Source organism: Pseudomonas sp. RT4P38 (assembly GCF_054897765.1).
In genome coordinates this window covers 1,860,318-1,884,248 of sequence record NZ_CM142703.1, presented here as the reverse complement: position 1 = coordinate 1,884,248, position 23,931 = coordinate 1,860,318, and the positions used below count along the sequence as shown (strand labels likewise).

Sequence of the window (23,931 nt, the reverse complement as noted above, 5' to 3'; positions counted from 1 at the left end):
CGCTGGGCCAAGATCGGCAGGCTCATTTCTTGTCTACCGATAAATCGCTGTTCATCGCTGACGTCCTTGAGTTCACGCTCGATTCCATACAGCTTGTTGATCATCGTCAGCGCGATATCGGCACGTCCGCTCTTGCCCTTGGGCTGCACTTTCTGCGCGTCGACAAACTTACGTCGTGCATGCGCCATGCACGCCAACCGCTCAACACCTGGCTGCAACGCCAACGCGTTGTAACCCGCGTAGTCGTCGGTCATCACGTAGCCGCGATAACTTTCCAGCAGGCGTAGAGGCACTTCCTGCGCACGGCTGGAGGTGTAGTCAAACAGCACAACTTTTCGATCCGGCGGCCCGCTGGCCTGCACCCACATCCACGATTGGCTGGTTGGGTCTCGATCCGGCTCTTTCAATACTTGGACTCTTGTTTCATCGCAGTGGATGACCGGACTTTCCAGTAATCGGTCGCGCATTAAATTCAGCAAGGGCTGGAAGTGTTCGCTGCACTGGATGACCCAGCGCGCCAGTGTTTGCCTTGGAATAACCACACCGTGGCGACTCAGCACGGTTTCGAAACGATGCAACGGCAGGCCATCGACGTACTTGGTGGTTAAGAGCATGGCCAATACGCTGGGGCTGGCCATGCTCTTTTCGATCATCTGAGCGGGTTTGTCTGCGGTGACCGGCGCGGTTTCACAACCGCGGCAACCGTAAACTTTGCGTATGTGTTTGAGTACGCGAATCTGCATCGGCACGATCTCCAGCTGTTCGCTGGTTTCTTCACCGATGACGTGTTTGCGGCAGCCGCAAGCGCAGGTCAGTTCGTGCTCGGGCAGTTCGTGGGTCACTTCGAAGCGTGGCAGATCAGCCGACAGTGGCTTGCGTTTGCCGCGACGTGGCGTCGAAGCAACAACTTCTTCGTCAGCGTCGCCGACTGGAAGCATCGGCTCGCTTTCGGGCTCATTGAACAACGCCAGTTGCGGCGTGTTGGGCTCGATGGTCTGCTCGGATTTTCGACCGAACAAACGGTCGCGCAGCAGCTTGATCTGTTCTTTCAAATCGACGATATGAGTCTGGTATGCCTCAGCCGTTACTTGCTGACGACTGAGTGCCTCAAGCAACATTTGCTTGAGCAAAACAGGATCATCGGGAAGGTCTTCGGGTATCAAATTCATGCCGGGGATTATACCCGTCAGGCGACGAATCTTGGCGTTAAAACCTTATGAGGACGATTGCGCCAGAGATCAAAGCCATCCAGTAACCAGTTCAATTCCTGGACAGTCAGCACGATCGCCTCGTCGACCTCATCAGGGGAAAGTTTGAAACGTTCAGACTCCAGGTGCTTGAGCCAAAGGCAGAAGCCGTTGCGCTCCCAGTACAACACTTTGACGCGGTTGCGGTGGCGATTTAGAAAGACGAAAAGCACGGGGTCGAACACCGCAACTTTGATGTCCAGTTCGACCAATGCAGCCAGGCCGTCGATGGACTTTCGAAAATCTACAGGCTTCGGGTAGAGGTACACTTTTTCAACGTTGGCATTGGGACGCATCATGGTGATGGGCTCCTGATGGAAATCGGGAGCACAGCATCAGCCGTCAGCTATCCGCTTGGAATGTGGAGTTCATGGAGCGGATACACTCGAATTGAGGCCGGGCGGGTTGCGAGACATCCGGCGACGCCTCGATCACCTGGACAGGCAAAAATGTTGCACTCTGGTTAACCGGGCCGAAGGCTCCTTCCTGATACTGGTGCCGCCAGCGAAACACCAGGTTGGCATTGACGTCATGCTCACGAGCGATCAACGACACGGAGGCGCCAGGCTGAAACGTGGCCTCAACGACCTGGCGTTTGAAGTCCAACGGGAAGTTGGGGCGGCGGCCGGTTCGACGAGCGGGGGCAACTGTATCCAAGATAGTGTCCACTAAAAAATGGTGTCCACTATCTTGGCCAATTTGGAGGGCTGTCAGGAGAGGGTGCTGGCCGGACGGTTACAAATCGGCTGCGACACGGTGTGTGCTTTCGGACTTTTCCAAACTGCTGGCCATACCGTTGCGCGATGGTTGTGATTTGATGGATGTGATTGGTAGACGGCTACGGGCACAGGTTGCGGAGTGAATGAAAATGGGCGACCTTTGGGTTGCCCACTTTATATAATGATAAAAATAATCTGCCACCCTTTTCACTGGGAATAACATGAAAACAAAACAGAACACTGAAATCAGTAAGTTTCTTAGTTATATCCTCAGGCATGAACCACAAACAATAGGCTTACCATTAGATAGCGAAGGCTGGGGCAATATTGACTTGTTGATCGAAGGTGCCGCCAAAGAAGGGCTAATTTTAGATATGACACTTATTCAAGCGGTTGTTAGCAGCAATGATAAAAGACGCTTCAGTATCTCCGACGATGGATTGCGTATTCGTGCAGTACAGGGGCACTCAACGCCCACCGTTAGCCTTCAGCACATTGAGAAAGCCCCCCCAGACTTTCTCTACCACGGCACTGCAACACGCTTCCTGGAGTCAATTCACCAACAAGGGCTGATTGCCGGCTCACGCCACTATGTGCATCTGTCGCGTGACATAGCAACCGCGATCGCTGTCGGACAACGCTATGGAACTCCTGTGGTGCTGAAAATTGACGCCCTTCGAATGCACCAACAAGGCTTCAAATTCTTTCAAGCTGAAAATGGTGTTTGGTTGACAGAGCATGTCCCTTTGATTTTTGCGAACGAAAATCAACCTTACTCGACTTGACAGCTCTGCAAGTCATAAAAAAGCAGTGATACATTTCTTCAGCAATATAGAATCGCTACAGCCACAGCCACAGCCACAGCCACAGCCACAGCCAAATCTCATGCTAAATCTATAAGAAAATCCCGAAGACATACCTTTAAGATTTACCACCTTAAAAACATCAACACTCCAACTAGCACTTCGCCACAATCATTCTTAAACAACTATACAATCGACAACTCACCTGATAAAAAAACCTCTTCAGCCAACACATGAAAAGCCATATTTTCCGCTAAAAACTGAATACTAAAATGCCTCAGCCTTGGCGGTTCCAGACTTGTTAACAAACGCCAAGAGTCCAGACTTTTACGTACAAATTCAGACTCTCTAAATTCAGTCAACTCCCCCAACCCAAATTCACTAGAATCACCCAAAAATTTGAAAATAACGTCCCCCGGAAATGGAAATTTAATAAAAGAGTGAACACATTTAAAAACTATCTCTCTCCTAACAATTGACACCCCTTCATTGCCATCAGCATCAAAAGTATCATTCTCATACTCGACATCAAGTACGAGATCCACTCCAACAGAGCGGAAGGAGACTTTTGACTCGCCAAATCCTGGCAACCATTCATAAGGATTGAGCACCAGCTTTGGTTGACTTATTTTCATGGACGCACCGATTTCAGTTGATCTGCCCCAGTGGACGGCAGACCGTTATTTTTTAGTTGATCTTTTGCAAGATCATTAAATGTCTTGCCAGGATAGACTTCAATATTAGTCTGATTTCGTCCAAACCACTGGCTTCTAGGAATTCCTGCTTGCTCAAGTGCTGTTGAGGTTCTCGTATTCAAGATAAGCCGAGCTCCATTCATGTCCACATAGTCAAGAGGGAGTTGATTTGGAGTAATGGCTCCAGCTTTCAACGCCCCGGCCAAATCTTCAACTGTCTTTATAGGTTTACCTGCCAAAGTCGAGTAAAGCTTTTCTCCATCAGGGCTAAAGGATCGGTCAGATCTGATTTTATTCTGAGCAAAATTTGCCTCAGATAACACTCCTCTTTCTGCATTGGCAACAGCGCCAGTTCCGCCGAGCCCCCTAAACGCTCCAGCCCCGCCTGCTGCCGAGAGCATCAGGCCGATGGCCATTTCCCCCCAATATTCAGGCTCGCTCAACATCATACCGTAGCTTTCTAGAGCCTTGGCACCTTGCCCCTTGTTTGCGTAAAGCAATGTTGAGGACAGATCAAGCTGCCACTGAGTCGAGTATTTGAAAGCATCTTGCATCTCTGTAGGAAGCGTCACCCAGGCGTTGTACTCCGTGGGTTCCATGATCATCCATGGTTTACTCGACTCATCCAGCAACGTGTAGCTAACCGCATTTGAATCAGCATCGGTATCAAGAACAACGTTGCCGAGATTCTGAGACCGCTCCCCCACCATCTTTAATATCGTTGAACATCCAGTTCCGCTCGAATCCTTTGAGCAAGCGTCGTACTTCTCCTGAAACTCATCATAATGGCCCTGAAAGTTGTACAGCGTCGCATTGTTGGCAACCCACGCTCCAGTTTGCAAAGTGTCCGCATCAACATCCCCTTGCGTCGACGCCGCTAGCACCCCCACGATCTGGGACGCCATGGATAGGAGGTCAGGGTTGCCACCGACCAGTTTATTCAGGTCTACGATGAGTGCTTCATTCGCACCAGCCGCCAACGCGCCGGTTGCAAAATCACCGCCTGTTATCTCTGAGAGCAGCCCACCCACCATTGCGTGTATAGCAATCTTTTGCACAGAGCCGTCGTCAAAGACTCCTTTCGTGTAGTCACCTATCGCATTGAAGCTAGCTGCCGCCAAGGTGTTGAATAAAGCTGTTTTCAGCGCGTCACTTGCACTCCCCCCTTGCCCAAGAGCCTTGCTCAGCAGTGTAGAGGTGCCCCCTTGCAAAATCTGATTTCCGGCAAATCGACCGACCCCTTCCAGGCTGCTCAGGTCAACGGTGACTTTCCCTGTAAGCGGATTGGTCGTTGTTTTCACAATGCCATCAAACACCCCAGCCGTTAAACCAGCCGTCACCCCTGAAATGACATAGCCTTTAAGCGCATCCGAAGACGTCACGTCCTTGAATACCGCCCCAAGATTTCCTCCATTGTTGATAAAACTGGTCGTCGCATTCGTCGCAGCACCAGTAGCCACCGCCGCAAGGCCTGCGGCTCCGACAGTCCCCATACTGGCAGTCATAGCACCCAGTGCCGCGGGGCCGACAATGGCCGCCATGACAATCGCGATGATGAGCTGCGAAGCCGGGCCGAGCCCCGAGTTCTGGTACTTGAACGACTCGTGGATTTCCTTGACTAGCTGCCAGTCCACATCCCCGCGTGCTTCAGCTTGTTTGAGCCAGGCTAGTTGCGGATCGGCCTTGACCATCGCATCAATGGTTTGACCGATGGTTTGCTGATCCACCTGCTTGAGATCGATTTGCAGGCCTTCGACGGCTTTGATCGTGATGTTGCCTTTGGCAATCATCTGGGTCTGGCGCAGTGTCTCGTCGGTATTGCCCTTGCCTTTCGATGAGGTCCAGAAAGCATCGCCATCACTCTTGGTATGGCTCTCGTCATGCAGGTCTTTCACCCCTTCAAAAACAATCGCCCCACCACTGTCCAGTGTGATGTCCTTGCCACTCTCCAGCTTTGCCACTTGATACCGCTGATCGCCTTCACTGATCAGCGTCAGGTTGCCGCCGGTCTTGATCTCGCTGCCCACGTGGGTGATCTGCGTGACTTCATCGCGCTGGGTTTTCTCGGCGCCCCAACCGCCCTTCTCCTTCATGTCATACAGCGTGTAATCCTTGTTCTGCGCCGCCAGCAGGTTCAGGTCATTACCCGCGTACACATACGCCTCATTCCCCGCGCTGATCTTGCTCGCGATCAGCGTCGTGTCCCTACCGGAGCTGGTTTTGACATTGCCGCCAGCACTGAACTCAGCCGCTTTCTGAACGGTGTGGTTGTCCTCTTCGTGGATGCGTTTTTTGCCGTCCTTGCTGCGGGTTTCGACGTTGTGTTCGTCGCCGGCCGAGGCCAGGGTGAGGTCGCGCCCGGCGTCGGCGGTGAGGTTGCCTTCGGCCTTGGCCGTGCTGGCGATGACGTTGATGTCGCGGCCGGCGTTAAGGGTCAGGTTGCCGCCGGCGGTGACGCTGGAGGCCAGGTTTTCCACGGTGGTGGTGATGGTGGAGCGATGGCCGCCATCTGCCAGTTCGTGGATTTCGCTTTCGTTGCGCGTGGCCAGCAGGTTGAGGTCGCGGGTGGCGCTCAGGTTGGCGTCGCCGCCGCTGCGGATGGCCGATGAGTTGGTCAGGTCGCGGGCGGATTTGATCGTCAGCGTGTCGCGGGCGCTGATGCTGCCCCCGTCGTCAACCAGGGTGCGCATGCCGGAGCCTTCGCCCACGGCGATGGCGGTGCGGTCGTTGACGATGTCGCCCCTGAGGGTGGCGAGGCTGACCTGATTGCCGCGAATGTCGCCGGCCAGGGCGTTGCGGATGCTGTCCGTGGCCATGAGGCTCAGGCGTTCGTTGGCTTCGACCAGACCGCCCTGATAGAGGCTGCCTTTGACGTTGGCGGACAGGTCGTTGGTGCCACGCAGGGTGCCGACGTTGACCAGGTCGTTGCCGGCGATCAGGGTCAGGTCGCGGCCCTGGATCAGGCTGCCGCCGCGCACGTTGCGCGATTCGGCCTGCGCCAGATACAGCACCGGCACCAGCACTTTTTGGCCGTCGACGATGCGCTCTTCCATCCACACGATGTCGTGGGTCAGGGCCGCGACCTGCTCGGAGGTCAGCCTTACGCCCATGGACAGGTTCAACGCGGTTTTGCTGGTCAGGGCGTTGTCCATCAGATAACGAAATTGCTCGTTATCGTCGTTCAGCCCGTTGGCGAGAAAGCGTTGGCCGGTCTGGGCCAGCACGGCGTCGCTGATCAAACGGGATTCATAACGGCCGTCGCCGAGGCGGCGCGCGGCTTCATCGGCGCTGAAGTTGAGCTTGCCCAGCAGGTAATCGGAACTCATGAACGGCGCCGACTGGGTCAGCTCCGGATTGGTTTCGATCAGGTAACGGCTTTGTGGATTGCGACTCTGCACGAACATCCCGTACGTCCCTTGGGGCAGTCGGAAGGTCGAAGACGCCGTCGGGTCCACGGCGGCAAACGGCACACCCCGGAAGTCGACCGGGACGAAGCTGACTTGCTTCACGCCTTCGGCGTCCACGCGTTCGATGCGCGTGATGTCCTTGGGCACCTGGGCGCTGGCGTCGGTACTGCGTTTGCCCAGGTTGATGTTGATACCGCCGACCGAGGCCGTCTGCTCGCTGCTCAGCGAACCGGTCAGTTGGCCGTAGGTGTTGTCGTAAAGCGTGCCGTTCTGGATGTTGTTGGTGACGTTCAGGCTGACGTTGCCACCGGCTTGCAATACGGCGGCGTAAACGTTGTTGCCGTTTTCATTCCAGGTGGTGACGTCGCTCTGCACGGCGAATCGATCGTCACTCGAACGGTCGCTGAGTTCCTTGAAACGCACTTCATCGAAATTGCCTGCCGCGGTCGCCGCGTTGAACGCCGGAACATCGATGTACTCCATCTTGTCCCAGAGGCTGTTGTCGATACGACCGGGAGTACCGATGGTCACGACGCGGCGGCCCGAACGTGACGCGGCACCCTGGTTGAGCAGGCTGTCGGCGGTCAGGTCGAGGTTGCCGTTGGCCGCCATCAGGCTGTAACGGTTTTCGACCTGATTGGCGTGGACGGTGAGGTTTTTTCCAGCCACCAATCGCGAAGCGCGAGAGTCCTTGAGTACGGTGTCGTTGAACTCAGTGATGAGGGTGATCTTGCCGCGTTTCCAGCCGTCGCCACCACCGCAGTGCTGGCCGCATTGCCAATCGAGGCTGCCGGAAGATTGCCCGGACGTCAGTTCGAATTCGGATTTGGCGTTCACCAGCGACGCGACGTTGATGTCGATGTCGCCTTCGCTTTCGACAGTGGCCGACAGGTTGCTGAACGAGGCCGCTCGGCCCCCATTCAGGGCACTGAAGGTCAGGTTGCCGCGGCTGTAGATGTCGCCGTAATAGTTGCTCAGGCTGTTGCCGTGCAACTCCATCGCACCGCCGCTGAACAACAGGGTATCGGCGCCGTTACTGATGCCATTGGCCGCGTTGAAAGTGACCTTGCCTTGGGCACCAAGGGTGCCTTTGTTATCGATCCGGGCCGCCGTCACCGTCAGGTTCTGATTGGCGATCAGGCGGCCAAGGTTGTCGAGGGTGCCGCGCAGGGTCAGTTCGGTGTCGCCGCCACTGACCAGACGCCCGTCGCGCTGGATCAGATCGTTGGCGCTGATGGTCAGTTTTTGCTTGGCCGAGATTCGGCCACTGTTGAGCAGATTGCCGCCCAGGGTCAGCGACAGGTTGCCGTCACTAAGCAGCTCGCCGGCGTTGGTAAGGTTGGCGACATTCAGGCTCAGCGCCGAAGCGCTGGCGATACGGTCGACGATTGCCCGCCGAGGCTGGTGCGCTGCGGGCTGAACAGCACGTCTTCGCTGCGCTGGCCGGTCATCAGGCTGGTGAAACTGAAGGACTCGCCCCACACCTTGAACGGCTGCAGGTAACTCGCGGTGGCGGTGTATTTGCGGTAGCGCGCGTCCGGTTCGCCGGGACCAGGATGGCCATTGCTCTGGGCGTCGAACGCGCCGATGCCTTGCTGCATACCGAGGTCGAGGTTGACGAACGCACTGCCGACTCGTCGACCGTGGTTGATGCCGAACTGTGCTTCGCTGAGGCGGTTGCTGCTCAGCTTGAGCTTGCTGTCTTCGATGAAATTGTTGGTGCGCAGGTACGAGAGCCCGGTGCTGAGGGAGGTCTTGCTCACCGCGTCGCGATGGATCACCCGCTCGGCGCGCAACTGATGGTTCTGGCTGTCGCCGGTCTGCTTGAAGTTGTAACCGTTGGCGGCGATCTGCGAGCGGTACTCGCTCTGGCTGTAGGTGTAACTGAAATTCCACCAGCCCCACGGCAGGTTGTAATAGAGCATCGCGTTGTTGGACGTGTGCTGGTGATCGGTCATCGCATCGTGGCCACCACGCAGCATCAACTGATCGGCCAAGCCCAACGGACTGTCCCAATCAAACGTCGTGCCCCACTGCTGCTCGCCGGTGCTGCGCTGGCCATCGTTGCTACGGGACAACCCGGCACGCCAGGGCTTTTGCGCGGTGTTCTTGACCAACACTTCGCTACCACCGACGTTCTTGCCCGGCGTCAACTCCATCTGCGCCTGATTCGACGGCAAGCGGTTCAGTTGATCGACCAGTTGCTCGATCTCACGCAGGTTGACCAGGTCACCGGTCTTGCCGGGAAAAGCCATGGCCAGTTCACGGTCCGACAGCTTGCTGTCCTCTGCACCCTTCAACCCTTCAAGCCGTCCCTCGACCACCAGCACCTTCAAATGCCCGCCGGACAAATCCTGCTGCGGCAAGTAGGCACGGCTGGTGACCAAGCCTTTTTCGATGTAGTGGTCGGTGATGACTTTCAACAGTTCATTGAGCTGGGTAACGCCCAGGCACTGGCCGATGTAAGGCTTGAGCAGACGATTTTTCTCGCTCTCCGAGAGACTGTCGGCGCCTTTGAGCTCGATGTCCTTGATGGGGAAACAACGGGCGTCGGCCGGAGCCGTCGGTTGCGTGGGCTTGGTTGCCTTGCCGGGCAATTCCTTGAGCTCTTCGAGACGCCGACGCTGCTCTTCGAGCAGGCGATCCTGACGTTCGCGGATGAGGTCGGTTTCACCGGGGGTGGGAGCGGCGTGAGCAAGATTTAGCGGAGAAAGGCACAGCAAAGCCAGGCACAACCTCGCCACGAGGGCGGGTGGGTACATGTTCGATCCCTAGAAATGGAAAGTGATAGCAAAATAGTGGCACAATGTTAGATGGTCACTATTCTGGCGTCAATTAATTATTGGATCCAGAAAGCGTAATCGACGAGCGAAAACACCTAAATCGGACGGTTCCGGCACAACGGCGGGAAAAGTCTTGAAGTGGTGTCGAAAGCGCCAGGAAGAGGTAGGACGTTTCCGAGGACCGTTCTACGGGGGCTAATCACGAGTGAACTTTCACAACCACGCGGCCTCAACCAATTAACCGCCCGACACGGAACCGAGGCCTGACCGATGAAAACCCTGCTGAAACTCACCCTCGCTGCCACCCTCGCCTGCGCCCTCCCCGCTTGGGCCTGCACCCCCGAAGAAGCGACCATTAAACGCGAACAACTGGCCAAGGAAGTGACCAAGCTCACCGAGCAAAACCCAGCCAAGGCCAAGGAGATCAACGCCGAGTTGCAGAAGATGGATCTGGGTACGGCGAGCAAGGATTTGCCCGACAAGTGCCAGCTGATCGATCAGCGACTCAAAGAGTTGGAATCGGCGGAGAAAAAAACTGAGGGTTGATCCCACCCAGGAATCCCAGGCATAAAAAAACCGGACGTTTGTCCGGTTTTTTTATGGGATCGCGACGCTGCTTTATTCAGCAGCCGGTGCTTCCGGCTTGCGGCGCTTCAACGGGGCCATGCCGTCCTTGCTGACCAGCGACAGGGCGTCGGTCTTCGGGCGGTTGGCGATCTTGCGTTTGGTCGGGGCCTTGGCGCCGGTTTTCTTCTTGTCGCCTTTGGCGTCGACTTTTTTCTTCTTCACGCCAACGGCTTTGCCCGAGGCCTTGACCTTTTTCGGTCCGCCGTAGGTGCCTTTGACTTCCTTGATGGTGCGGCGCTCGAAGCTCTGCTTGAGGTAGCGCTCGACGCTCGACATCAGGTTCCAGTCGCCGTGGCAGATCAGCGAGATGGCCAGGCCATCGTTGCCGGCGCGGCCGGTACGACCGATGCGGTGAACATACTCGTCGCCGCTGCGCGGCATGTCGAAGTTGATCACCAGGTCCAGGCCATCCACATCGAGGCCGCGAGCGGCGACGTCGGTGGCAACCAGGATTTTCACGCCGCCCTGCTTCAGGCGGTCGATAGCCAGCTTGCGATCCTTCTGGTCTTTGTCACCGTGCAGCACGAAGGCTTTGTATTCCTGCGCCACCAGACGGCCGTAGATACGGTCAGCCATGGCCCGGGTGTTGGTGAACACGATGGCCTTCTGATAGGTCTCGTTGGCCAGGAGCCAGTTCACGATCTGTTCTTTGTGCTGGTTGTGGTCAGCGGTGATGATCTGCTGACGGGTGGTGGCGTTCAGATCGCTGACGTTGTTCAGCTGCAGGTGCTCAGGGTTGTTCAACACCTTGGCGACCATCTCGCGCAGGCCCGAACCACCGGTGGTGGCGGAGAACAGCATGGTCTGCTGACGGTTGGTGCACTCTTGCACCAGACGCTGGACGTCTTCGGCAAAGCCCATGTCGAGCATGCGGTCGGCTTCGTCGAGGACCAGTACTTCGACTTCTTTCAAGTCGAGGTTGCCGGCGTTCAGTTGCTCGATCATCCGACCCGGCGTACCGATCAGGATGTCCGGCACCTTGCGCAACATGGCAGCCTGGACCTTGAAGTCTTCACCGCCGGTGATCAGGCCGGACTTGATGAACGTGAACTGCGCAAAGCGCTCGACTTCCTTGATGGTCTGCTGAGCCAGTTCGCGGGTCGGCAGCAGGATCAGGGTCTTGATGCTGACGCGGACTTTAGCCGGGCCGATCAGACGGTTGAGGATCGGCAAAACGAATGCAGCGGTTTTACCGCTGCCGGTTTGCGCTGTCACCCGCAGGTCACGCCCTTGGAGCGCCAGCGGAATAGCCGCTGCTTGCACAGGCGTTGGCTCGACAAATTTAAGCTCGGCCACGGCTTTGAGCAGGCGTTCGTGCAGGGCGAATTGGGAAAACACGGGTGCTACCTCGAAGAAATACAAAAAAACAGCTGCATAGGGTAACGGTTTCGAGCGCTAAGGCCGAGTTTCTTTATACAAACGGCGCTAAACAGTGGTTTTTTTGTTGTGTCTTTTGTCCCCAAACGTCATCCAATGCGTCTTAAATGCTCTAATCGCCCCGTCGCGTCCAACAGAAGAACCGTTTTCGCCCATGGATATCAAACAGCTCTGGCTCAACGTCCAAGACCTTTGGGGTGCGCTCGACCAGCACCCGCTCCTGCATTCCAGCCTGGCGCTGATGGTGTTGCTGGTGATTGCGCTGGTCCTCGGACGAGTGGCGCGCTACCTCATTCTTCATGCGACCAAAATGCTCGGCCGCCAGCCCGCGTTGCACTGGATCAACGACTTGCGGCACAACAAGGTGTTTCATCGCCTGGCGCAAATGACGCCGTCGCTGGTGATCCAGTTCGGCCTGCACCTGGTGCCGGAGCTGGGCAAGACCAGCCTGATCTTCCTTGGCAATGTTGCGCTGGCGTTCACCATTCTATTTCTGGTGCTGGCCATCAGCGCCGTGCTCAACGCCCTGCTGGACATCTATGCGCGCACTGAGCATGCCCGCACCCGCTCGATCAAAGGCTACGTGCAACTGGCGAAAATGGTCTTGTACGTGTTTGGCGCGATCATCATTGTCGCCACGTTGATCGACCGTTCGCCGCTGTTGCTGCTGTCGGGTCTGGGCGCCATGTCGGCGGTGATCCTGTTGGTTTACAAGGACACCCTGCTGTCGTTCGTTGCCAGTGTGCAGCTGACCAGCAATGACATGCTGCGAGTCGGCGACTGGATCGAGATGCCGCAAGTCGGTGCCGACGGTGACGTGGTCGACATCACGCTGCACACGGTCAAGGTGCAGAATTTCGACAAGACCATCGTTTCGATTCCGACCTGGCGCCTGATGTCCGAGTCGTTCAAGAACTGGCGCGGCATGCAACAGTCCGGTGGACGACGGATCAAGCGCAGCCTGTTCATCGACGCCAGCGGCGTGCGGTTCATCCGCGATGACGAAGAGCAGAAACTGTCCCAGGTGCATCTGCTGACTGACTACATCAGCCGCAAGCAGGCTGAACTCAAGGCCTGGAACGAAGCCCAGGGCAATGTGGCCGCAATGTCGGCTAACCGTCGACGCATGACCAATATCGGGACTTTCCGCGCCTATGCGCTGGCGTATCTGAAAAGCCACCCGGAGGTCCAGCCAAACATGACCTGCATGGTTCGGCAGATGCAGACCACCGCCCAGGGTATTCCGCTGGAAATTTACTGCTTTACTCGCACCACCGCGTGGGCCGATTACGAGCGGATTCAGGGGGATATTTTTGATTACTTGCTGGCGGTGTTGCCGGAGTTTGGCTTGAGCCTGTATCAGCAGCCCAGTGGCGGTGATTTAAGGGCCGGGTTGCTCCCGGCAGTGCTCGGCGCGAGCCACATCCCTGAACCCGAAAAACACATCATGTAGCACCACAATATCCTGTGGGAGCGAGCTTGCTCGCGATAGCGGTGGGTCAGGAACATTGATGTCGTCTGACACTCAGCCATCGCGAGCAAGCTCGCTCCCACAGGGTTCAGTGTGCGACTGCCGATTGACGTACACCCAACCGACTGATCCACACCGCCATCAAAATCACCGAGCCACCCAGGAACAACCGCCCCAGCGCTTCTTGCTGATTCCAGATCAGCAGATTGATCAGCAATCCCACCGGCACATGCAGGTTGTTCATCACCGCGAGCGTCCCGCCATTCACCAGGCACGCGCCCTTGTTCCACCAGTACAACCCGAGCGCAGTCGAGACCAGGCCGAGGAACACCAGCACGCCCCATTGCAGCGGTGCTTCGGGCAGGAAATTCTGTTTGCCGAACAGCAGAAACGCTGGCAACGCCACCGCCAATGCGCCGAGATAGAAGTAACCGAAGCGCCGATAATGCGGTAGATCGCTCGGATGACGGGCGACCAGATGCTTGTAGAGCACCTGCCCGGCGGCGTAGGTGAAGTTGGCCAGTTGCAACAGCAGGAACCCCATGAAGAAATCCGGGTTGATCCGGTCGTAGCGAATCACCGCCGCGCCCATCACCGCCACCAATGCTGCGATCAATGCCCATGGATTGAAGCGCCGGTTCAGCGCGTCTTCAATCAGGGTTACGTGCAACGGCGTGAGGATGGTGAACAGCAACACCTCCGGCACTGTCAGCACCTGAAAGCTCAGGTACAGGCAGACGTAGGTCACGCCGAATTGCAACGCGCCGATCAGCAGCATGCCGCGCATGAACGCCGGTTCAACCGAACGCCAGCGCGTCAACGGAATGAACACCAGCCCCGCCAGCACCACTCGCACCAGCACCGCAAAGTAACTGTCGACATGACCGGCCAGGTATTCGCCGATCAGACTGAAGGAAAACGCCTGAATCAGCGTGACAAAAAGTAGATAGCCCATGCTCGCCTCATTTCGAATGGCGGCGACGATAGCGGTTTTTGCCGGCCATCGCGAACAGTCAGCCAACACAAAACCCTGTGGGAGCGAGCTTGCTCGCGATGGCTGAGTGTCAGTCGACAACAATGTCACCTGATCCACCGCTATCGCGAGCAAGCTCGCTCCCACAAGGTCTGTGTCAAATTCAGGATAAGTTTTACATCCATCAAATCGCAGGCAAAAAAAGCCCGATCTCGCTAAAGCGTTCAATCGGGCTACAGCACTCAGGAGCAACAAGTGCAAAGGGAGGTTCGATGCGCGTCGAGCCTTGAAGGGGGTGCGCCAGGTCACTTGAACATCAAGGGATTATCTGGCGATTAAAGCCTCAGGCGACCTGGGCCAGCTTGGCGTTGGCCTGGTTCAGTCCCTTCTCATGGAAGTCACCGCCCAGGTTCATGCCTTCGGCGTGAATAAAGGTCACGTCGTGGATCCCGATGAAGCCCATGACCTGACGCAGGTACGGTTCCTGGTGGTCCGCGGTGCTGCCGGCGTAGATCCCGCCGCGAGCAGTCAACACATAGGCACGCTTGCCGCTGAGCAGACCTTGTGGGCCGGTGTCGGTGTACTTGAAGGTCACGCCGGCACGCAGCACGTGATCGAGCCAGGCTTTCAACGTGCTTGGGATCGCGAAGTTGTACATCGGCGCAGCCATGACCAGCACGTCGGCGGCCAGCAGTTCGTCGGTCAGCTGGTTGGAGCGTTCCAGGGAGACTTGTTCGATGTCGCTGCGCTGTTCGGCGGGCTTCATCCACCCGCCCAGCAGGTTGATGTCCAGGTGTGGCACCGGGTTGACGGCCAGGTCACGCACCGTGATCTGGTCGGCCGGGTGAGTCGCTTGCCACTGGCTGATGAAGGTCTGGGTCAGTTGACGGGAAACCGAGTCTTGCTGACGGGCGCTGCTTTCGATGATCAGAACACGTGACATGGGATGTAGGCTCCATCTGAGAATGCTGTAAGGCGATGGAGTGAAGGTTAAACAGAACCATATCGATGAAAAAGCGCAAATAACTGCTATAACCCATCAATAAATTCGTTTATAAGCGGAGCGTACCCGGCGAGTGTGCTCCGTGTTGTGTCATTTTGGGGTGCAGGTCAGTTTGATACGCATCTTGATGATGGTCCGGGTGAACTTGGCGGTGGCATTTTTGTGTTTGCCTGCGGCCACTTCAATCTTGCGGGTGCGCGGTGCTTCCGGGCCGTTGTTGAAAACCACCGTACAAGACGCATCGGTGGTGCCGTAGTTGTTCACCTGAATGGAGGCAATGTCGCTATCTGTGTCATACGCGTTGTAGTCGATGCTCAAGCCATTCAGCTGTTTTTGAACATCGATTGGATAGGCAAATGCCGTCAGCGGCAACATCACCAGCAGCACACAACCCGATACCACACAACAAAGCTTTTTCATTCAGCAGTCTCCAATAAGGACTGCCAGCTTAGACAAGAGGAGCTATTCATGAAAGCGCCCCGCGTGACCCTTGATCAATGGCGAACGTTGCAGGCCGTGGTCGACCACGGTGGTTTCGCCCAGGCCGCCGAAGCGCTGCACCGCTCGCAATCGTCGGTCAGCTACACCGTGGCGCGCATGCAGGATCAGCTTGGCGTGCCGCTGTTGCGTATCGACGGCCGCAAAGCCGTGCTGACCGAAGCCGGCGGCGTGCTGCTGCGCCGTTCCCGGCAACTGGTGAAACAGGCCAGTCAGCTGGAAGACCTGGCCCATCACATGGAACAAGGCTGGGAGGCGGAAGTGCGGCTCGTGGTCGACGCCGCCTACCCGAGCGCCCGCCTCGTCCGCGCCTTGACCGCGTTCATGCCACAAAGCCGTGGCTGCCGGGTGCGTCTGCGCGAAGAAGTGTTGTCGGGCGTGGAAGAAGTCCTGCTTGAAGGCGTGGCCGACCTGGCCATCAGTGGTTTCAGCATCCCGGGTTACCTGGGCGCGGAATTGAGCGACGTCGAGTTCGTCGCGGTCGCCCATCCCGAACATCCGTTGCATCGCCTCAATCGCGAACTGAATTTCCAGGACCTGGAAAGCCAGCTGCAAGTGGTCATCCGCGACTCCGGCCGCCAGCAGCCACGGGACGTCGGCTGGCTCGGCGCGGAACAGCGCTGGACCGTCGGCAGCCTGGCCACCGCGGCGACTTTTGTCAGCAGCGGTCTGGGTTTCGCCTGGTTGCCTCGGCACATGATCGAACGGGAACTCAAGGAAGGTCTGCTCAAGCTGCTACCGTTGGACCAGGGTGGCAGCCGCAACCCGAGCTTCTACCTGTACTCGAACAAGGACAAACCCTTGGGTCCGGCCACGCAGATTCTCATCGAACTGCTGCGCACCTTCGACACCGCGCCGCTGGATGCCCCTTTCGCCGCCCCTGAACAAGCCTGACACGGAGTGTAAACATGGCCTATTTCGAACACGAAGGTTGCAACCTGCACTATGAGGAATATGGTCACGGTGCGCCGTTGCTGCTGGTTCACGGGCTGGGTTCCAGCACCCTGGACTGGGAAGAGCAGATCCCGGCGCTGTCGGCCCGCTACCGGGTGATCGTCCCGGATGTACGCGGCCACGGTCGCTCCGACAAGCCCCGCGAGCGTTACAGCATCGCCGGGTTCAGCGCCGACCTGATTGCCCTGATCGAACACCTGAACCTGGGCCCCACTCATTACGTGGGCTTGTCCATGGGTGGCATGATCGGCTTTCAACTGGCCGTGGATCAGCCGCAATTGCTCAAAAGCCTGTGCATCGTCAACAGCGCGCCCGAGGTCAAACTGCGCAGCCGCGACGACTATTGGCAGTGGTTCAAGCGCTGGAGCCTGATGCGCGTCCTCAGCCTGGGCGCTATCGGCAAGGCTCTGGGCGCCAAGCTGTTCCCTAAACCGGAACAGGCTGATTTGCGACAAAAGATGGCCGAGCGCTGGGCAAAAAACGACAAACATGCTTATCTCGCCAGCTTCGATGCGATCGTTGGCTGGGGGGTTCAGGAACGACTTTCGAAGGTCTCCTGTCCAACCCTTATCGTCAGCGCCGACCGTGACTACACACCGGTCTCGCTGAAAGAGACCTATATAAAACTGCTGCCCGATGCGCGGCTGGTAGTGATCGCCGATTCGCGCCACGCCACCCCGCTGGATCAACCCGATCACTTCAACCAAACCCTGCTCGAGTTTCTCACCGCAGTCGACACCACCTCACTCAGGATTACTGACCCATGCTGAAAAAAATCGCCCTCGTCGCTGGCTCCGTTCTGTTTGCCGCCAACCTGATGGCCGCAACGCCCGCCAAGGCGCCGCACGTGCTGCTGGAGACCACTAATGGCCAGATCGAAATCGAACTGGACCCGGTCAAGGCCCCGATCAGTACCAAGAACTTCCTTGATTACGTCAACAGCGGCTTCTACAACAACACGATTTTCCACCGTGTGATTCCTGGCTTCATGGTCCAGGGCGGCGGTTTCACTCAACAAATGCAGCAGAAAGAAACCAAGGCGCCGATCAAGAACGAGTCCAAAAACGGTCTGCATAACGTCCGTGGCACGCTGTCCATGGCCCGCACCTCTAATCCTGATTCGGCCACCAGCCAGTTCTTCGTGAACGTCAAAGACAACGACTTCCTCGACAGCGGTGACGGCTATGCGGTCTTCGGCAAAGTCGTGAAAGGCATGGACGTGGTGGACGTCATCGTCAACTCACAAACCACCACCCGTGGCGGCATGAAAGATGTGCCAGCCGACCCTGTGTTCATCAAGTCGGCCAAAGTCATCGACTAAGCTACACAGGAAGTCTTGAGCGGCTGCCGGAGTGCGCCGCTCACACTGTTCAAAGGAGAGCCCGTGCGCGGGCGGAGAACTGATGCTTTATCGCCGTTTCGAGAAACTGATCGACATATTCCGCGACGCCCCGACGGCGGCTCCGCCGGATCGGGTTCTGCCTTTTTATACCTATTACTTGAAGCAGGTCTGGCCGAGTTTCGCCGTCCTGCTGCTCGTCGGTCTGATCGGTGCGCTGATCGAAGTGGCGCTGTTCAGTTACCTGAGTCGCATCATCGACCTGACCCAAGGCACGCCTAACGTCGATTTCTTCAAGGAACACGGCATCGAGCTGGCCTGGATGGCCGTGGTAGCCCTGGTTTTTCGGCCGATCTTTGTTGGCCTGCATGACCTGCTGGTGCACCAGACCCTGAGCCCCAGCATGACCAGCCTGATCCGCTGGCAGAATCACAGTTATGTGCTCAAACAGAGCCTGAATTTTTTCCAGAACGACTTCGCCGGGCGCATCGCCCAACGCATCATGCAAACCGGCAACTCGCTGCGCGATTCCGCCGTGCAAGCGGTGGACGCGCTGTGGCATGTGCTGATCTACGCGATCAGTTCTCTGGTGCTGTTCGCCGAAGCCGACTGGCGCCTGATGATCCCGCTGCTGACCTGGATCGTCGCCTTCATCAGTGCCCTTTACTACTTCGTGCCACGGGTCAAGGAACGCTCGGTCGTGTCCTCCGATGCGCGCTCAAAACTCATGGGGCGGATTGTCGATGGCTATACCAACATCACCACGCTGAAGCTGTTCGCCCACACCAACTTCGAGCAGCAATACGCTCGCGAAGCGATCAAGGAACAAACCGAAAAAGCCCAACTGGCCGGCCGGGTGGTCACTAGCATGGACGTGGTCATCACCAGCATGAACGGCTTGCTGATCGTCGGCACCACCGGCCTGGCCCTGTGGCTGTGGACGCAGTCGATGATCACCGTAGGCGCGATTGCCCTGGCCACCGGCCTGGTGATCCGCATCGTCAACATGTCCGGCTGGATCATGTGGGTGGTCACCGGGATTTTCGAAAACATCGGCATGGTCCAGGACGGTTTGCAGACCATTTCTCAACCAGTCAGCGTCACCGATCGCGAACAGGCCAAACCGCTGGCGGTCACCCGTGGCGAAGTGCGTTTCGAGCACGTGGATTTCCACTACGGCAAGAAGAGCGGGATCATCGGCGACCTCAATCTGACCATCAAGCCTGGCGAGAAAATCGGCCTGATCGGTCCGTCCGGTGCCGGCAAGTCGACCTTGGTCAACCTGCTGCTGCGCCTCTATGACGTTGAGGGCGGAGGCATCCTCATCGACGGGCAGAACATTGCTGAAGTCGGCCAGGAAAGCCTGCGCGAGCGCATCGGCATGATCACCCAGGACACGTCCCTGCTGCATCGCTCGATCCGCGACAATTTGCTTTACGGCAAACCCGACGCCACCGACGCCGAACTCTGGGAAGCGGCACACAAGGCCCGAGCCGACGCGTTCATCCCGTTGCTGTCGGACGCCGAAGGCCGCACCGGTTTCGATGCCCATGTCGGTGAACGCGGCGTGAAACTCTCCGGCGGCCAGCGCCAGCGGATTGCGATTGCTCGCGTGCTGCTCAAGGACGCGCCGATCCTGATCATGGACGAGGCGACCTCGGCGCTGGACTCGGAGGTCGAAGCGGCGATTCAGGAAAGCCTCGAAACCCTGATGCAGGGCAAAACCGTGATCGCCATCGCCCACCGGCTCTCGACCATCGCCCGGATGGACCGACTGGTAGTGCTGGAAAACGGCAAGATCGCTGAAACCGGCAGCCACGCCGAACTGCTGGCCCATGGCGGGTTGTATGCGCGGTTGTGGCAGCATCAAACCGGTGGTTTTGTCGGGATCGATTGAATCTACCTGCCTGAGCGTTCCCATCAGTCTTGCCGATAAGGCAACGCCGTCCTCGCTTCCTCGGCATACGCCAACACGCCAACGCGTTCCTGCTGCAGGAAGTCTTTGACGGCGGCTTGCAGACCAGGATGACGCAAGTAGTGCCATGAATGAGTGATCACGGGTTCAAACCCGCGAATCAACTTGTGCTCGCCTTGGGCGCCGGCATCGAATCGCTGGAAACCATTGGCAATCGCGTAGTCCATGCCTTGATAGAAACAAGTCTCAAAGTGCAGACGGTCGAACTCTGCCAGACACCCCCAGTAACGCCCGTAAAAACTGTCTCCGCCCACCAGACTGAAAGCCATCGCGACTGGGCGTGAACCTTGTTTTGCCAACACCACACGAATCGACTCCGGCATGCGCTCGGCCAACAGGCTGAAAAACTCCCGCGTCAGATAAGGCCTTTGCCGACGCACTGCGTAGGTGTTGGCGTAGCAGGCATACACAAAATCCCACTGCGCTTGATCGAGTTGCCTACCTTCGAGCCATTCGAAATCAATGCCCTGCCCCGCCACTTGCTCACGCTCCTTGCGCATCTGCTTGCGTTTGCGTGAACTGAGGACGTCGAGGAAGTCTTGAAAATCCCGATACCCGCGATTCTGCCAGTGGTACTGACAGCCGATTCGCTGCAACCAGCCCGGCTGCTCGGCCAATGCTGCGTCGGTGAAAGGATCGGTGAAGTTGATGTGGGCACTGGAAAGTTGTTCGATCTCAAGGTAACCGGGCAGGCTTTTCAACAGTTCGAATCCGTCCTCGAGAGTAGCTGCCAGCAAACGCGGGCCACTGACCGGACTGAACGGTACGGCAGTCAACAGTTTGGGGTAGTAATCGATACCGGCACGCTCACACGCGTCAGCCCAAGAATGATCGAACACGTACTCGCCGTAAGAATGCCATTTGCGGTAACTGGGCAGCGCGGCGATCAGACGATCGCCTTCGATGTGCAGCAAATGCTCGGGCTGCCATCCGGAATGGGGGCTAATGCTGGCGCTGTCTTCCAGCGCGCTCAGAAAAGCGTGACGCAAAAATGGCTGAGTATCGGGGACCAACGCATCCCACGTGTGCGGGGCGATTTCCGACAGGCTTTGCAGATGTTGCAACGGCATCACCATCCTCACTCTTCAATGGCGTGAAAGCACCGCGAGTATCGCTTATCGCTTTGCATTGCACACGAGCAATTCGACGACAGCGCTCTAGCTCGATAGTTCGAGACGACTTTATATCGTCATCGAGATGCCATCACATTGCCACCGCTCTGTCATAAACCATCGCGATACTGGCGCCTGTTTTTAGAGCGTCGGGTTCTAGCCCGGCCACTGTTTTCCGCCCGTCAACGGTCGGTTGTGTCCTGGATGGCTCAGTCATCCTCTCTCATCTTCGGAGATTGATATGCGTCTTGCTTCCACGAAAACTGCGGCAGCCCTGTGTGGCGGGCTGTTGCTGGCCATGAGCGTTCCGGCCAGCGCCGCAGTCGACGCCAAACTGCTCGACATGCTCAAGGCAAACGGCTCGATTTCGCCTGCGCAGCACACCGAACTGCAAGCCGAGCTGGCCAGGGATCAGAAAGACCAGCAAATCGCCCGTCAGGCTCAGCAAGAGACCAACGAGCAGATCGCGGCGACCGCGAAGAAAACCAATGAACTGAGCACCTTCGACCAGAAACTGGCGTGGGCTGCCAAGACCCAGTTCAAGGGCGATGTTCGTTTCCGTCAGGAAACAGTCAAGAACGATGGTGTTTCCAACACTGGCGACCAGGACCGTCAACGCATTCGTGTGCGCCTGGGTGCCTACACCGAAATCAACCCGCAAGTGGACACCGGTATTCGTATCGCCACTGGTAGCGACAACGATTCTCGCTCGACCAACCAGAGTCTGGACAACAACTTCACCAAGAAGGATATCTGGCTTGACCAGGGCTACGTCGACTACCACCCGACTGCCATCAAGAATTTGCACTTGATCGGCGGCAAGATGCCGCAACCATGGGTGAGCATGGGCGACATCATCTGGGATAGCGACATCAGCCCGGAAGGTCTGGCACTGACTTACAAATACCCGCTGGGCGGCAGCACCGAGCTGTTCGGTAGTGCCGGCCACTTCACCCTCAAGGACAACGTCGACGGTGAAGGCAAGCAGTTCCGTCACGACCTGCGCCTGTACTCAGGCCAGCTGGGCGCGCGCTTCGCGATCACCGACAACTTGAAAATGACGCTGGGCGGCAGTCTCTACGCTTACGACAACGACAACGACATCAACAATACGTGTGCTACGAACACCTGCCGACTGGCCATTAACGGCAACACTGCGAACGAACAATTCAAACTGTACGAAGGCTTTGGTCAGATCGACATCGGCGGCCTGCCAATGCCGCTGTCGTTGTACGGTCAAGTGGTCAACAACGACGATGCCAGCAACGATCAGGACATGGGCTGGTTGGCCGGTGTCAAGACCAAGGTCTTCGGCTTCGGCGTGGACTACAACTATCGCGACGTACAGCGTAACGCGGTGGTCGGCGCCTTCACCGACTCCGACTTCGCCAACGGTTTCACCGGTTCGCGCGGCAGCAAGCTGAAAGTGAGCTACGAGATCGACAAGAACTTCGCCCTCGGCGCGACGTACTTCCTGGCTGATTCCGACTACACCAACGCCAACTTGCGGGATTCGAAGATCAACACCCTGCAACTGGATGCTGAAGCCAAGTTCTGATCCACGCTACACGGCTCGGGCAAGGAAGCCCGAGCCGCTTTTACAGACTCGCGCTGGTGTATCGGTCCCCATCATCCGTCCGATACGCCAGCGCGAGTCTTTTTGTTTGTGCAAAAAAAAATCGCAGCCTTCGGCAGCTCCTACACCGACCGTATTCCAACCGCGATATCGCGTTGAAATCCAATCCCGTGTAGGAGCTGCCGCAGGCTGCGATCTTTTAAGGCGAACTCAACGCTTGCGCAGAATCACGCTACCAATCGAGTAACCGGCGCCGAACGAGCTGAGCACGGCCAGCGATCCGGCGGCCAGATCGTCCTGATATTTGTGAAACGCAATCACGGAACCGGCGGAGCTGGTGTTGGCGTAGGTGTCGAGAATCACCGGAGCTTCTTCTTCAGTGGCTTCACGGCCCAGCAGTTTCTTGACGATCAGGTGGTTCATGCTGAGGTTGGCCTGATGCAGCCAGAAGCGTTTCACGTCGCTGATGTTGAGCGCGTTCTCTTCCAGGTGCGTTGCGATCAGCTCGGCGACCATCGGGCAGACATCGCGGAACACCTTGCGGCCTTCCTGCACGAACAGTTTGTCCTTGTTCCCGATGCCCTCTTCCGCCGCGCGGTTGAGGAAGCCGAAGTTGTTGCGGATGTTATTGGAGAACTTGGTCAGCAGCTTGGTGCTGACGATATCAAACTGGTACTTGGACGTTGCCAGGTCAGCACGCTCGATGATCACCGCAGTCGCGGCGTCGCCGAAGATGAAGTGGCTGTCACGGTCGCGGAAGTTCAGGTGACCGGTGCAGACTTCCGGGTTGACCATCAAAATCGCCCGGGCCTGGCCCAATTGCACGCTGTTGGTCGCAGCCTGAATGCCGAAGGTCGCCGAGGAGCAGGCGACGTTCATGTCGTAACCGAAACCCCGGATGCCCAGGGCTTCCTGGACTTCGATGGCGATGGCCGGGTAGGCACGTTGCAGGTTGGAGCAGGCGACGATCACGCCGTCGATGTCCGCGGCGGTCTTGCCGGCACGCTGCAAGGCTTGCTCGGCGGCGCCGATGGCCATTTGGCAAAGCACCGACCACTCGTCATTCGAGCGTTCCGGCAGGCGTGGCGCCATGCGTTGCGGGTCGAGGATGCCGTCCTTGTCCATGACAAAACGGCTTTTGATGCCAGACGCCTTTTCGATAAACGCCGCGCTGGACTCGGTCAACGCTTCGATTTCGCCGCGCGCGATGGCGTCGGCATTGTCGGCGTTGAATTGCGCGACGTAAGCGTTGAAAGACTGCACCAGCTCTTCGTTGGAGATGCTGTTGGCCGGGGTGTACAGGCCGGTGCCGCTGATGACGACGTTATGCATGGTCGTTTCTCTAATCTGTTCAGGCAGAAAGTGTTGGCAC

General features: G+C 57.4%; 17 protein-coding genes and 3 pseudogenes. 8 read left to right on the top strand and 12 right to left on the bottom strand.

Features of this window, described 5'->3' with window-relative positions; translation table 11 throughout:
- Positions 1-2 precede the first annotated feature (2 nt).
- The 3 genes and pseudogenes from tnpC to tnpA form a co-directional block, all read right to left on the bottom strand.
- Positions 3-1,169: pseudogene (gene tnpC, locus ACYZT7_RS08715) on the bottom strand (IS66 family transposase); the annotation flags it as partial.
- Between the two features lie 17 nt (positions 1,170-1,186).
- Positions 1,187-1,546: an IS66 family insertion sequence element accessory protein TnpB gene (gene tnpB, locus ACYZT7_RS08710; RefSeq protein ID WP_462040713.1), complete on the bottom strand. Its 360-nt coding sequence runs from the start codon at positions 1,544-1,546 to the stop codon at positions 1,187-1,189.
- A 43-nt stretch (positions 1,547-1,589) separates the two neighbouring features.
- Positions 1,590-1,904: an IS66-like element accessory protein TnpA gene (tnpA, locus tag ACYZT7_RS08705; RefSeq protein ID WP_462040712.1), complete on the bottom strand. Its 315-nt coding sequence runs from the start codon at positions 1,902-1,904 to the stop codon at positions 1,590-1,592.
- A gap of 283 nt (positions 1,905-2,187) precedes the next feature.
- Here tnpA and ACYZT7_RS08700 point away from each other — a divergent pair, with 283 nt between their 5' ends.
- Positions 2,188-2,751, top strand: a complete 564-nt coding sequence (locus tag ACYZT7_RS08700) for an RNA 2'-phosphotransferase (protein ID WP_462040711.1) — start codon at positions 2,188-2,190, stop codon at positions 2,749-2,751.
- A gap of 203 nt (positions 2,752-2,954) precedes the next feature.
- Here ACYZT7_RS08700 and ACYZT7_RS08695 read toward each other — a convergent pair whose 3' ends face one another.
- The 3 genes and pseudogenes from ACYZT7_RS08695 to ACYZT7_RS08685 all read right to left on the bottom strand — a co-directional run.
- The gene (locus ACYZT7_RS08695) at positions 2,955-3,404 is read right to left on the bottom strand and encodes a hypothetical protein (protein ID WP_462040710.1); all 450 of its coding nucleotides are present in this window, start codon (positions 3,402-3,404) and stop codon (positions 2,955-2,957) included.
- Positions 3,405-4,249: 845 nt separating this feature from the next.
- A pseudogene (locus ACYZT7_RS08690) lies at positions 4,250-8,254 on the bottom strand (DUF637 domain-containing protein); the annotation flags it as partial.
- Positions 8,254-9,633: pseudogene (locus ACYZT7_RS08685) on the bottom strand (ShlB/FhaC/HecB family hemolysin secretion/activation protein); the annotation flags it as partial. The pseudogenes ACYZT7_RS08685 and ACYZT7_RS08690, both read right to left, overlap by 1 nt.
- Positions 9,634-9,924: 291 nt before the next feature.
- On the opposite strand from ACYZT7_RS08685, the gene ACYZT7_RS08680 reads away from it, so the two are divergent.
- A complete protein-coding gene (locus ACYZT7_RS08680) occupies positions 9,925-10,200 on the top strand; it encodes a hypothetical protein (RefSeq protein ID WP_462040709.1) in 276 nt (91 codons plus the stop codon).
- 72 nt (positions 10,201-10,272) lie between these two features.
- On the opposite strand, the gene ACYZT7_RS08675 is transcribed toward ACYZT7_RS08680, so the two are convergent.
- The gene (locus ACYZT7_RS08675) at positions 10,273-11,619 is read right to left on the bottom strand and encodes a DEAD/DEAH box helicase (protein ID WP_064679181.1); all 1,347 of its coding nucleotides are present in this window, start codon (positions 11,617-11,619) and stop codon (positions 10,273-10,275) included.
- 193 nt (positions 11,620-11,812) lie between these two features.
- Here ACYZT7_RS08675 and ACYZT7_RS08670 point away from each other — a divergent pair, with 193 nt between their 5' ends.
- Positions 11,813-13,111, top strand: coding sequence for a mechanosensitive ion channel family protein (locus ACYZT7_RS08670; RefSeq protein ID WP_462040708.1), 1,299 nt, complete (start codon positions 11,813-11,815; stop codon positions 13,109-13,111).
- Between the two features lie 106 nt (positions 13,112-13,217).
- Here the strand turns inward: ACYZT7_RS08670 and ACYZT7_RS08665 are convergent, their stop codons facing one another.
- From ACYZT7_RS08665 to ACYZT7_RS08655, 3 genes are all read right to left on the bottom strand, one after another.
- On the bottom strand, positions 13,218-14,084 hold the full coding sequence (locus tag ACYZT7_RS08665; protein ID WP_462040707.1) for a carboxylate/amino acid/amine transporter: 867 nt from the start codon (positions 14,082-14,084) through the stop codon (positions 13,218-13,220).
- Between the two features lie 361 nt (positions 14,085-14,445).
- Positions 14,446-15,045, bottom strand: a complete 600-nt coding sequence (locus tag ACYZT7_RS08660; RefSeq protein WP_462040706.1) for an FMN-dependent NADH-azoreductase — start codon at positions 15,043-15,045, stop codon at positions 14,446-14,448.
- Positions 15,046-15,195: 150 nt separating this feature from the next.
- Positions 15,196-15,525 carry a 3-phosphoglycerate kinase gene (locus tag ACYZT7_RS08655; RefSeq protein ID WP_282377086.1) on the bottom strand — a complete coding sequence of 110 codons (330 nt, stop codon included), beginning with the start codon at positions 15,523-15,525 and terminating at the stop codon, positions 15,196-15,198.
- Between the two features lie 48 nt (positions 15,526-15,573).
- On the opposite strand from ACYZT7_RS08655, the gene ACYZT7_RS08650 reads away from it, so the two are divergent.
- The 4 genes from ACYZT7_RS08650 to ACYZT7_RS08635 all read left to right on the top strand — a co-directional run bounded on the left by ACYZT7_RS08650 (position 15,574) and on the right by ACYZT7_RS08635 (position 19,793).
- Positions 15,574-16,497 (top strand): LysR family transcriptional regulator, encoded by a 924-nt coding sequence (locus tag ACYZT7_RS08650; protein WP_033056127.1) that lies wholly within the window; start codon positions 15,574-15,576, stop codon positions 16,495-16,497.
- A gap of 14 nt (positions 16,498-16,511) precedes the next feature.
- Positions 16,512-17,327, top strand: a complete 816-nt coding sequence (locus tag ACYZT7_RS08645; protein WP_461965369.1) for an alpha/beta fold hydrolase — start codon at positions 16,512-16,514, stop codon at positions 17,325-17,327.
- Positions 17,321-17,878: a peptidylprolyl isomerase gene (locus tag ACYZT7_RS08640; protein WP_046048081.1), complete on the top strand. Its 558-nt coding sequence runs from the start codon at positions 17,321-17,323 to the stop codon at positions 17,876-17,878. Before ACYZT7_RS08645 ends, ACYZT7_RS08640 begins: the two co-directional genes overlap by 7 nt.
- An 82-nt stretch (positions 17,879-17,960) precedes the next feature.
- Positions 17,961-19,793 carry an ABC transporter ATP-binding protein gene (locus ACYZT7_RS08635; RefSeq protein WP_462040705.1) on the top strand — a complete coding sequence of 611 codons (1,833 nt, stop codon included), beginning with the start codon at positions 17,961-17,963 and terminating at the stop codon, positions 19,791-19,793.
- Between the two features lie 23 nt (positions 19,794-19,816).
- Here the strand turns inward: ACYZT7_RS08635 and ACYZT7_RS08630 are convergent, their stop codons facing one another.
- Complete coding sequence (locus ACYZT7_RS08630) at positions 19,817-20,941, bottom strand: GNAT family N-acetyltransferase (protein ID WP_462040704.1); 1,125 nt, start codon at positions 20,939-20,941, stop codon at positions 19,817-19,819.
- A 283-nt stretch (positions 20,942-21,224) separates the two neighbouring features.
- Here ACYZT7_RS08630 and ACYZT7_RS08625 point away from each other — a divergent pair, with 283 nt between their 5' ends.
- Positions 21,225-22,541 (top strand): putative porin, encoded by a 1,317-nt coding sequence (locus tag ACYZT7_RS08625; protein ID WP_462040703.1) that lies wholly within the window; start codon positions 21,225-21,227, stop codon positions 22,539-22,541.
- Between the two features lie 228 nt (positions 22,542-22,769).
- Here the strand turns inward: ACYZT7_RS08625 and ACYZT7_RS08620 are convergent, their stop codons facing one another.
- On the bottom strand, positions 22,770-23,891 hold the full coding sequence (locus ACYZT7_RS08620) for a beta-ketoacyl-ACP synthase III (RefSeq protein WP_462040702.1): 1,122 nt from the start codon (positions 23,889-23,891) through the stop codon (positions 22,770-22,772).
- Positions 23,892-23,931: the final 40 nt, after the last annotated feature.